7 protein-coding genes are annotated in these 11,614 nt (G+C 71.0%); 1 reads left to right on the plus strand and 6 read right to left on the minus strand.

The features are described from left to right. A partial coding sequence (locus K6I34_RS20505; RefSeq protein ID WP_229327769.1) for an RraA family protein occupies positions 1–588 on the plus strand: 588 nt, incomplete at its 5' end. Between the two features lie 276 nt (positions 589–864). On the opposite strand, the gene K6I34_RS20510 is transcribed toward K6I34_RS20505, so the two are convergent. The 6 genes from K6I34_RS20510 to K6I34_RS20535 all read right to left on the minus strand — a co-directional run bounded on the left by K6I34_RS20510 (position 865) and on the right by K6I34_RS20535 (position 11,416). After that, positions 865–2,667, minus strand: coding sequence for a S9 family peptidase (locus K6I34_RS20510; RefSeq protein ID WP_229327770.1), 1,803 nt, complete (start codon positions 2,665–2,667; stop codon positions 865–867). Between the two features lie 180 nt (positions 2,668–2,847). Continuing rightward, positions 2,848–3,918 carry a hypothetical protein gene (locus K6I34_RS20515; protein WP_229327771.1) on the minus strand — a complete coding sequence of 357 codons (1,071 nt, stop codon included), beginning with the start codon at positions 3,916–3,918 and terminating at the stop codon, positions 2,848–2,850. Between the two features lie 435 nt (positions 3,919–4,353). Continuing rightward, the gene (locus K6I34_RS20520; protein WP_229327772.1) at positions 4,354–5,340 is read right to left on the minus strand and encodes a hypothetical protein; all 987 of its coding nucleotides are present in this window, start codon (positions 5,338–5,340) and stop codon (positions 4,354–4,356) included. Between the two features lie 684 nt (positions 5,341–6,024). Next, on the minus strand, positions 6,025–6,822 hold the full coding sequence (locus tag K6I34_RS20525) for an MgtC/SapB family protein (protein WP_229327773.1): 798 nt from the start codon (positions 6,820–6,822) through the stop codon (positions 6,025–6,027). A gap of 50 nt (positions 6,823–6,872) precedes the next feature. Then, positions 6,873–9,626, minus strand: a complete 2,754-nt coding sequence (mgtA, locus tag K6I34_RS20530; protein WP_229327774.1) for a magnesium-translocating P-type ATPase — start codon at positions 9,624–9,626, stop codon at positions 6,873–6,875. A 638-nt stretch (positions 9,627–10,264) separates the two neighbouring features. Continuing rightward, the gene (locus K6I34_RS20535; protein WP_229327775.1) at positions 10,265–11,416 is read right to left on the minus strand and encodes an XdhC/CoxI family protein; all 1,152 of its coding nucleotides are present in this window, start codon (positions 11,414–11,416) and stop codon (positions 10,265–10,267) included. Positions 11,417–11,614: the final 198 nt, after the last annotated feature.

Below are 11,614 nucleotides of genomic sequence, written 5' to 3' on the forward strand. Positions count from 1 at the left end.
CCCCTGTCCCCCGCCGTCCCCGGCATGCGCTGTCACGGACCGCTGCGGCGCATCACCCACACCGACGGCGCGGTCTCGATCTTCGAGGGTCTCGACCGCACGGTGCCGGGCGAGGTGCTGCTGATCGACAACGGCGCCCGTACGGACGAGGCGTGCGTGGGCGACCTGGTGGCGATCGAGGCCCGGCTCGCGGGCGCCGCGGGACTCGTGCTGTGGGGCTGCCACCGCGACACCGACGAACTGGCGGACATCGGGCTGCCGGTGTTCAGCCTCGGCCCGTGCCCGGCCTCGCCCCGCGCGCATCCGGAGGGCTTCGGCGCGGACGCCGCCTCCTTCGCGGGCGCGGACGGCGACATGGTGGTGGCCGACGCGGACGGCGTGCTGGTGATCCCCGCGGCCGCGCACGAGGACGTGTTCACCGTCGCCGAGAAGATCATCCGTACCGAACGGGTCCAGGCCGACATGGCCCTGGGCGGCGTGGGTCTGCGGGAGCAGCTCCAGTGGGAGAGCTTCCTCGACCGGCGCCGCACGGATCCCGGCTATACGTTCCGCTCCCACCTGGCCAGGGTGAACGGGGCACTCGAATAGCCCACTTGGCCCAGGTGCCGACGGAGGGTCAGCGCCCGCCGCCCGTGCCTGGGCGGACACAGCACGGCGCCGTCCCCCGGACGGAGCTCGGTTTCGATCAGCACAGCGAGCACAGCAGCGTCCTTTCCCGGTCGTCTCGGTCACCTCGGCCGTCCGGCCGGGAAGGACCGCGGGCCCCGGCCCGGTCTTCGGTGGAACCCCCGCTGCCGGAGGCCGGCCCCGGGCCCGCGGCCCATGGAACGGGACGGCGGGATCCCCCGCCCGCCGTCCCGGTGATCAGAAGGGAGGTTCCGTCAGATGCGCGCGTACGAAGTCGAGTTGGCGCCGGAAGAGGGCGACGCGCTCGTTCACGTCGGTCACGCTGTGCCCGGCGTCGTAGGCGTGGAACTGATGGGGCACCCCTCGCTCGGCGAGCCGCTCGGCGTAGGCGCGGGCCTGGTCGACGGGGCAGCGGGCGTCGTTGGTCCCGGCGCAGATGAGGACCGGGGCGCGGACGGCGTCGACGTAGGTGACCGGCGAGGCCTCGCGGTAGCGCTCGGGCACCTCGTCGGGCGAGCCGCCGAAGAGACTGCGGTCCAGCGCCTTGATCTCCTCCATGGCCTGCCGGTGGGCGTCGGCGCAGTCGGCGACGGGCGCCCCCGCGAGCCCCACCGCCCAGTCGCCGGGCCGCACCCCGAGGGCCAGCAGCGTCAGATAGCCGCCCCACGACCAGCCCGCGAGCACCAGGCGGCGCGGGTCGGCGATGCCGTGGTCCACGGTCCACTGCCGTACGGCGGTGACATCCTCCAACTCGGTCAGCCCGACCCGGGCCCGCAGGGCCTCCGTCCAGGCCTGGCCGTAGCCGGTGGAGCCGCGGTAGTTGACGCGTACGACGGCGAAGCCGTGGTCGACCCAGGCGGCGACGGCCGGGTCGAAGGCGTCCTGGTCGGCCTCGTCGGGCCCGCCGTGCAGCAGGAACACGGTGGGGTGGGGGCCGTCGCCGCCGGGGAGGCTGAGCAGGGCGTGGATGCGCCCGCCGGGCCCGTCGACCCACAGGTCGCGGACCTCGGAGGTGAGCGGCGGCACCTGCCGCGGCGCGGGGAACTTGGGGTCGTCGAGCAGGCCGCGGAAGGCGGGCGGCCGGGCGGAGCTCGACCACAGCATCCACACGTCGCCGTCCGGGCGGGTGCGGGCGTGCTCGACGGTGCCCCGCGGGACGTCCAGGCGCGTGAGCCCGCCGTCCCGCAGGTCGTAGCGGTAGGCGGTGGAGCGGGCCTCGTGGTCGTGCACCACGAGCAGGGAGCGGGCGTCCTGGAACCACTCGACGGTCACGTCGCCGGGCAGCCCGAGCCCGAGTTCGGCGCGCTCGCCGGTGCGCGGGTCGAAGAGGACGGGTTCCCAGCGGTCGTCGCGCTGCTGCTGGAGCAGCAGCCGCGCGTCGCCGCGGACCGGGGAGAAGCCCACGGCCTCCAGGCCGCCCTCGTCGGCGGCGAGGTCGGCGACGGTGGAACCGTCGGTGGCGAGGACGCGGACGCCCAGGTCCCACAGGTCGCCGCGCTCGCTGTGCGCGACGACGGCGAGGTCGAGCGCACGGGAGAGGTCGACGGCGTAGGCGGGTTCCTCGTGCCGGTAGAGCAGCCGGGTGGTGCCGCCGGGCAGGACGAGGTGGACGGCCGCGCCGTCCTCGGTCGAACAGCCGAGCAGGGCGTGGTCGTCGAGGCCGACGGCGAGGCCGGACGGCCAGTACAGGCCGGTGCCGGGGACGGCGGGAGTGTCGGGGCCGCCCTCGAAGGGCTGCCGCATCCACTGCCCGTACTCGTCGCCGCCGCCGTCGTCGAACCACCACACCCCGCGCCCGGACGCCTCGATGGCGCACTGCTGGGTGCCCGAGGGCCGGTGGGTGACCTGGCGGACGGTGTTCGCCGTGCGGTCCCAGCAGTGGACCTGGGCGATACCGGACAGGTCGCTGACGAACGCGCAGCGGTGCGGCGCGCTCTTGGCCCAGGCGGGCAGGGTGTAACGGGGCGCGCGGAAGCGCTGCTCCCAGCGGGGCGTCCCCGCTGGGAGTGTGTCCGCGGTGCGCGGCGGGGACGCGGTCATCGCTGTATTTCTCCTACGACTCCGTCGGGTCCGGGGCGAAGCCCCGGGCTTAAGGGCACGGGGCCGCATCGATCTGCGGCTCCGCCGCGTGGGCGCGGCCAGCCCCCACCGGGCCGCAGCCGCGCGCGGAGCGCAGGACGCACCCCGGTGGGCGCACCCGCCACCACCCGGGTGGTGCGATCAGTGGCAACCGCAACTGGCGGAAGTCACCCGGTTCATACGGCGCCGGGGGCGTTCGCCCCCCGCCTCCGTGCCGGTGCCCGCGAGTGCCTCGGTGCCGCCCGCGGCCTTGGCCGTGCTGGTCGCGCAGGCCAGGGTCAGCTGGTAGGGCGTCTGCGGGAGTTCGCCGAGCACCAGGTGGAGGGAGGCCGTGCCGCGGCCCGCGGCGGCGGAGTTGGCCTCGGTGTTGAAGGGCAGCGGCTGGGTGCCCGTGCTGAGCCCGAACTCCACGCCGGAGACGACGGAGTGGTCGGAGTGCTCGGCGAAGAGGGCTTCCAGGGCGGCCGCGGCGGTGCCCGAGCCGGGGGCGGCGGCCTTGAGGTCGGTGACCTCGCCGTCGTCGACGGTGAGCACGAGCGGGTAGTGGGACAGCCCGGTCAGCTGCTCGTAGAGTTCGTGGCGGCGGGCGTCACCGGCGGAGCGGGCGCGGACAATGGGCCAGCCCTTGACCGCGATCTGGCCGGAGACCGTGGTCCCGGTGACGCCGGTGGCCAGCCGCAGCGTCCCGGTCGGCGCGAGGTGGACGGAGCCCGGGGTGAAGACGCCGGTGTCCGTCCGCGCCCAGGTGGGGCGGGCGAAGGACACGTCGGCGACGGAGCCGGTGAGCGGGTCCTCGATCCGCAGGCCGCCCGCCGTGGCGAGCGCGGTGGACAGCGCGTCGGCGCGGCGCCGTGCCTCCTCGGGGTCGGTCCGCTCCAGGGCCTCCAGCAGGGTGCGGGTCTGGTCGAGGGCGAGCGGTCCGCTGCCCATGCGCACGGCGGCGACGGTGCGGCCGGGACCGATCTCCACGGTCGGCGCGGTCAACAGGGCGTCGTCGGCCGCGGCCACGAGGACGTCGGCGTTCTCGGGCACGTCGGTACGGAGCACGTCGGCGAGGGTGCGGCCGGGCTCCACGTGGACGGTGCTGTGGTGCTGGTGACGGGTTCCCTGCTCGATCCGGAAGAAGTCTGCGAGGGCCTTTTCCACGACGAGCACGAAATGGTCACGACCCGCCGTGTACTGGCGATAGGCCGTAGGTCGGACGACAATCATTGCGACACTCCCGGATGTCTTCGGTGCAGTGCGGCGAGGCGGGTCGAGTCAGCACCTCGACCCGCCTCGCACTGGGCCGCGCCCTCGGGCCGGCCGTCACTCGGTTCAGCCCAGGAGGGTGCCGAGGTAGTTGCTGTTCTTACGGACCTTGATGGTCTTCTTCATGGCGAACACCTCCCCTCTCTCACGAATCCGACGGCCTCCTGGGACTCAGCCCAGCAGGGTCCCGAGGTAGTTGCTGTTCTTGCGCACCTTGATGGTCTTCTTCACGGAGAACACCCCCTCTCGCCATCGAATCCGACAGGACGCTCATGGGCTTCAGCCCAGCAGCGTGCCGAGGTAGTTGCTGTTCTTGCGCACCTTGATGGTCTTCTTCATGGCTGCCACCTCCTTCCCCTGGGGAATTCGCGCTCCCTCGCGCGGGGCCGGGGCCGGTCAGAGACCGGCGGCCTTCTTCACGCCGGGAGCGCCGCCTTTGTTGCCCAGCACCACTTCACCGCTCTCGGTGTAGACGGTGGTGTCGGGCGAGATGATGTCGAGGTGGTACTGGGTGAAGGGGGTGAGCCCCAGTCCCCAGTGGAGGCAGCCCTGGTCGCCTCCGTAGACCTCGTTCATCGCGTGGTTGCCCGGCAGGATGTCCAGGCTGGTGTTGAGGGCGTGTCCGATCTCCCAGACCAGGGTGTAGCGGGAGTCGATCTCGAACATCGCCTCGAAGGTCTTGGCGACCGGGGCACCGGCGGGCCGGTGCGGGCGCAGGTCGGTGATGCTGCCCTTGCGCACCGTGGCGACCACGGCCTCGTGCTCCAGTCCGGCGAGCCTGCCCTGCAGCCGGGCCTGGTCCTTGCGGGTGAAGGACGGGGTCCCGTTGTGCAGGATCGGGAATCCACGGAAGGCGATGTCGCCTTCGAGCGGGAGGTGCAGGCTCTCGTCGAATTCGACGATCTGCATCGGCAGGACGCTGATCTCGCCCGAGGGCACGATCTGCTGCTCGCCCCACTCCAGCGGGCCCGCCTGCTGGTTCCACACCAGGTCGTCGGCGAGGTGGTCGAGGACGGCGCGGGTGCCGTGCCGCTCGTCAACGTATATCAGGTGGTCGGTGGATTCCGCGAGCTCGAAGAACCGGTCGCTGAATTCGGCCTGTTCCTGTGCCGAGGTGTTCTCGATGACCCGGATGAAGTGCCGGATGACGGAAAGGTCGGTGGGCGTGGAGTTGCACGCCATGCCCATCAGTTTCCGGCGCGGGCCGAGCGCTTCCTCGGAGGGCGACTCGAAGAATCGGTAAGGGGAGATGACCAGTGAGTGCGACTGCTGCGGAATCGTTTCATCAGCGAGCATCGCCTCGAAGTCGTCCCCGGGGCGCAGGATAATCGTCCGGTACTCCGCGTAGGGGGCATCCTTGACGATTTCGAGGTCCTTTTCCATCTCCTGATTGGTGATCAGGCAGAAGACGCTTCCCTCGGCCGGCCCGAACTGACTGTACCTAGCAGGGTTGATCTTGATTGCCATAACCGGCATACCCCCAGATCCGCTGCTTACCTGACCGCAAGAAAACAGCACCCGCCGAACCCGGCGCAATGTCGCCGACGACAACGGCCGGAATCCGGGTGGGTTTGATTCGCCAACTGTCCAGAATGCCCCCTGGGTGGCATTTGGTCCGGGTTGAGAGAGGTCTCACAGCACTTCAATCCCCGGCGGCCCGTCCCGACACCGGCCGGATCACCCCCGCTTGCCCCCTTGTGCCAGAACCCTCCCTGGCCTGAAGGATCAATTCCAACCGGAGGCCGGCACCGGAAAAGTGACCGAGAGGCAAATCGGCGACCTCACAGGCATTAACTTTCGGCCATGATCCAAGGCCCGTGACGCGCGTCACGATGCGAGAACCCTGAAAACTGGCACTCGGATCCAAATGTGACGTCAATCACAGGAGTTATGGGTCTGGCATATGCCGTGGACTCCTGCGCCCCCTCAAGGGCCCGTCAACTCCCAGGTCAGCGCGGGCTTTACGCCCCCTTGGGGAGCCCTTGGGCAAGGGCGGACACTCCGGTCCGCCGCCCCGCGCGGCGAACCGGAGTGCCGGGATCAAGGGATCGACAAGCGGTACCGGGGTCACCGTCCCGTGAAGAAGTCCCGCACCCGGCGCCGCGACCCCCGCCCGTCGCCGGCGTAGTCGTCGTCCCCGGCGTCGTCGGGCCCGTGCAGCACGGTCCAGCGGACGGCGGTGACCGCGGGCTCCAACGACAGCCTGCTGACGGCCTCTTCGAGCAGGCTGTCGTCGCGCTTCTCGGTGGTCAGGTCGGCCGCCACCGCCACCTTGCCCCCGGTCTCCACGTCGTTGCTGTACACCGAGCGCAGCCGGAAGCCCGGCCGGGTCACGGCCTGGACGACGAGCGTCCGGATGTGTGCCTCCGCCGCTTCCGTACAGACAACTTCGAAGTGGTAGTCGGTGGCCACTTCCGCACCGCCGATCGTGCCCCGGTCGAGCCCGCGGGCCAGCGGCCGCAGCAGGGTGTTCGCCCCGACCACGCCCACGGTGCCGAGCCCCGCGACCACATAGAGGCCCGTGCCCGCGAGAGCGCCGACCGCGGCCGAACACCACAGGGTGGCGGCGGTGTTGAGGCCGCGCACGCTCAGCCCGTCACGCATGATGACGCCCGCGCCGAGGAAGCCGATGCCGGACACGATCTGGGCGGCGACCCGCGAGCCGTCGTAGCCCGTGGTGCTCGTCGCCGCCGCGAAGCCGTACTGCGACAGCAGGACGAAGAGGGCGGAGCCCGCCGCGACGAGCGCGTTCGTCCGCAGGCCGGCCATGCGCGCCCGCCACTGCCGCTCCAGGCCGATGATCGCACCGAAGCCCAGACCGGCGCCGATGTTGGCCGCCATGTGCCACTCGTTGACGATGACCATGCTGCTCCACTCCTCCTCGTCCGTATCTCTGTCGGTTCTCTATCGGTCCGTCACAGCCAGGCGCTGAAGCGCCGGATGTACCAGGACTTCACCACCTGGGTCAGCGCGCAGTAGGCCAGCAGGATGCCGGCGAGCCACGGGAAGTAGCCGAGCGGCAGCGGCTGCATCGACAGCGCGGACGCCAGCGGCGAGAACGGCAGGGCGATGCCGAACGCCATCACCAGACCGGTCATCACCAGCACCGGCGCCGAGGCCCGGGACTGGATGAAGGGGATCCTGCGGGTACGGATCATGTGCACGATGAGCGTCTGCGAGAGCAGGCCCTCGACGAACCAGCCGGACTGGAAGAGCGTCTGGTGCGCCTCGCTGTCCGCCCCGAAGACGTTCCACAGCACCAGGAAGGTGGTGATGTCGAAGACCGAGCTGATCGGGCCGATGAAGAGCATGAACCGGGCGATGCCCTTCGCGTCCCAGGTACGCGGCCTGCGCAGGTACTCCGGGTCCATCCGGTCCCACGGGGTGGCCAGCTGCGAGATGTCGTACGCGAGGTTCTGCACCAGCAGGTGGATCGCCAGCATCGGCTGGAAGGGGATGAAGGCGCTCGCCACCAGCACCGAGAAGACGTTGCCGAAGTTCGAGCTGGCCGTCATCTTGATGTACTTGATGGTGTTGCCGAACGTGGTCCGGCCCTGCTCCACGCCCTGCTCCAGGACCATCAGGTCCTTCTCCAGCAGGATGATGTCCGCGGACTCCTTGGCGATGTCCACCGCGGTGTCCACCGAGATGCCGACGTCGGCGTCGCGCAGCGCGGCGGCGTCGTTGATGCCGTCGCCGAGGAAGCCGACCGTGTGCCCCTCGGCCTGCAGCGCCCGGACGATCCGGGCCTTCTGCACCGGGTTGGTCTTCGCGAACAGGGTGGTCGAGCGCACCAGTTCGCGCAGCTCGGCCTCGTCGAGGCGGTCGATCTCCGTGCCGGTGACGACCCGGCCCACGTCGATGCCCACGTCCGCGCAGACCCGGGCCGCGACCAGCTCGTTGTCGCCGGTGACGACCTTCACGGCGACACCCTTGTCGGCGAGCGCCTGGAGCGCGGCCGCGGCGTCGGCCTTCGGCGGGTCGAGGAAGGCGAGGAAGCCGACCAGGGTCAGTCCGTCCTCGTCCGCGAGGGTGTAGGTCGTGCGCTCGGCGGCGGGCAGGGTGCGGGTGGCCACGGCCAGGACGCGCAGGCCCTGCCGGTTGTGATCCTCGGCGGTACGGGTCACTCGGCGGCGCAGCTCCTCGGTGAGCTCCACACGGCGCCCGCGGTCGGTCATGTGGGTGCACAGCGCGAGGACTTCCTCGACCGCACCCTTGGTCACCATGATGTGCTCGCCCGGCTCACCGCTCGCGGCCAGGTCGTTGCGGCTGAGGACCACCGACATCCGGCGGCGCGCGAAGTCGAAGGGGATCTCGTCGACCATGGTGAACCGCGCGTCGACGACAACCTCCTCGGCCTCGAGCACACGGTCGATGACCGCCTGGTCCATGAGGTTGCGCAGCCCGGTCTGGAAGTGGCTGTTGAGGTAGGCGTACTCCAGGACCTCGGTGTCCTCCTGGCCGTGCACGTCGAGGTAGCGGTCGAGGACGATGCGGTCCTCGGTGAGCGTGCCCGTCTTGTCCGTGCAGAGCACGTCCATCGCGCCGAGGTTCTGGATGGCGTTGAGGCGCTTGACGACGACCTTGCGGCGGGACATGGCGACCGCGCCGCGGGCGAGGTTGGTGGTGACGACCATCGGCAGCATCTCGGGGGTGAGCCCGACCGCGACGGCGAGGGCGAACATGAACGCCTCGCTCCAGTCGCCCTTGGTGAAACCGTTGATCGCGAAGACGACGGGGACCATCACCAGCATGAAGCGGATCAGCAGGAAGCTGACCTTGCGCACGCCGGTGTCGAAGCTGGTCTGCGGGCGCTCGCCGACGAGGGAGCCCGCCATCGAGCCGAAGTAGGTGTCCGAGCCGGTGGCCACGACGACCCCGGTGGCGGTGCCGGAGGTGACGGTGGTGCCCATGAGGCAGAGGTTGTCGGCCTCGACGGGGTCGGTGGTGGTGCTCTGCCCGTAGTCGTGGGTACGGGTGTCGGCCTTGGCGACCGGCAGCGACTCGCCGGAGAGGGCGGCCTGGCCGACCATGAGGTCCTTGGCGGTGAGCAGCCGGAGGTCGGCGGGGACGAGGTCGCCCGCCGCGAGGCGCACGATGTCGCCGGGGACGACCCGGTCCATGGGCAGCTCGACGGTCGTCGGGCGGGTGTCCCGGCCCTCGCGGCGCTGCACGGCGGTGGTCGTGGTGACCAGGGCGCGCAGCGCCGCGGCCGAGCGGCCCGAGCGGAACTCCTGCCAGAACCGCAGACCGCCGCTGACCAGCACCATCGTGCCGAGGATGGCGATGCCCGGGTCGAACGGCTCGTCGGCGGGTGCCTGGAGCCACTGCCAGAGCATGACCAGGTCGAGCACGACGAGGACGGCGATGAAGGGGTTGACGTAGGCCTTGGCGAGCTGGACGAACCAGCGGGGCGCGCGCTCGTGGGCGACGACGTTGGCGCCGAAGCGCTCCAGGCGGGAGGCGGCCTCGTCGTGGCGCAGGCCGTGCCGGGTGGCGCTCACGTCGGTGAGGACCTGGGTGGCGGGCAGGGAACTGTAGCGGGCGAGCCGCTCGCCGGCGGCCCGGGTGCGCGCCTCCAGCTCGGCGGCCTTGCGGTCCCTGCGGGTACGCGGCGAGGGGGTGCCCGGCGGAGCGAGCTTCTGCGGGGTGAGCGTGGTGTTGGTCATGGCGGAAATGCCTCTCTCCGGGCAGCACGGCATGACGGCGTGGCGCGATGACGCGATGACGCAATTGCGTCATCGCGTCATGGCGCGGCCGTACCCGTGGTGCGGAAATACGGGAGTGGGAAAACGGAAATTCAACGGCCGTGATGGTTCTGGCGGCCGGAAACACCGGAAAGGGGAATGGTCCCGCGACAGCGGTACGACGGGCGCGCCGGAAGAGGCACGGCCATCGGTCGGCTCAAGGAGGAAGCGACGCTCAGGGAATCAACGAAAAATCAGCGCAGAACTGGCGAAGAATCAACAGAGCGTCCACCGAGCGCTCACGCTCAGTGAGAGAGGGCCGATCCACTGTGGCGAGGACTTCCCTCGGGACTCCGACTGGTCATCCCGATCACCTCCTCGCTCGTACGGACAGCGCGGGTGCCGCGCGGGAAATGCACGCGCAATGCGGCCGGAGCGGCACCGTCGACGTCCAGCTTGCCATAGCGAGTCAAGTGCTCCCGCACTTTCGGAGTAACGCGGAGGTCAAACCATCCTGAAAGTTTTATGGACGGAATGCGAACGGGCATCGGCCGCGGGGTGGCGGCGGCCGGTGCCCGGCGTAGGGCTGACACTCCATCAGCCGTTGCCCTTCAGGCCCTTCAGGCCGCCTGTACGTCGTGGTGGATGGGGGTGTGCGCGCCGGTGAGCGGTACGCCCGTGCCCCCGCGGCGGGCGGCGACGATCTCGGCGGCGATGGACAGCGCCGTCTCCTCGGGCGTACGGGCCCCGAGGTCCAGGCCGATGGGCGAGCGCAGCCGGTCCAGCTCCCGCTCCCCCACGCCCGCCTCGCGCAGCCGCCGGAGCCGGTCCTCGTGCGTACGCCGGGACCCCATCGCGCCGACGTAGGCGACCGGGAGCCGCAGGGCCCGGGTCAACAGCGGTATGTCGAACTTCGGGTCGTGGGTCAGGACGCAGAGCACCGCGCGGTGGTCGAGCGACTGGGAGTCCAGGTAGCGGTGCGGCCAGTCCACCACGACCTCGTCGGCGCCGGGGAAGCGGCCGGCGGTGGCGAAGACGGGGCGGGCGTCGCAGACCGTGACGTGGTAGCCGAGGAACTTCCCCACTCCCACCAGGGCAGCCGCGAAGTCCACGGCACCGAAGACGATCATGCGGGGTGGGGGCTGGCTGGATTCGACGAGCAGCGTGGCGTGCTCCTCGCCGCAGCGTGCGCCGTTGTCGTTGTTGGCGTTGGTGGCGTCGTATGTCACTTCCACGGTGCCGGTGTGCCCGAGGTCGAGCAGCGCGGCCGTTTCGCGGGCGGCGGCGCGGTCGAGGGCGGCCGGGCCGCCGAGGGTGCCGGTGCGCGTGCCGTCGGGGCGTACGTACAGGGGGCGCCCCAGCAGCGCGGGCGGGCCCTCGACGACGCGCGCCAGCGCGGCGCCCTCGCCGCGTGCGGCGGTGGCCAGGGCGGCCGCGAGCACGGGGCGTTCCGGGGCGTCGGCGCGGACGGGTGCGACCAGGATGTCGATGACTCCGCCGCAGGTCAGACCCACGGCGAAGGCGTCCTCGTCGGAGTAGCCGAAGCGTTCGAGACGGGGGACTCCGTCGGTCAGCGCGGTGCGGCACAGGTCGTAGACGGCGGCCTCTACGCAGCCACCGGAGACGGAACCGATGGCGGTTCCGTCCTCGTCCACGGCGAGGGCGGCTCCGGGGAGCCGGGGGGCGCTGCCGTGCACCGCCACGACGGTGGCGACGGCGAACGCCTTGCCGTCCTGGCACCAGCGGGTGAGTTCCCGGGCGAGGTCGAGCATGTCCGTGTGCCTCCTCTTTACGGTCCAGTGTGGGCCCGCGTCCGGGTCGCCTGCGGGCCGGTGGGGCTTCTCGCGCCGTTCCTCGCGCCCCTGGGTTGGTTGGTGGGCCGGGGGCGGGGCCTCCGGCCGGAACCTGAAACGCGGTGCGTGCGGCTGCCTCGCATGGGAGCCGTGATCCATGCACCGTCATTTCAGAAC

The sequence above is a fragment of the Streptomyces sp. UNOC14_S4 genome (assembly GCF_020740835.1).
GTDB lineage: Bacteria > Actinomycetota > Actinomycetes > Streptomycetales > Streptomycetaceae > Streptomyces.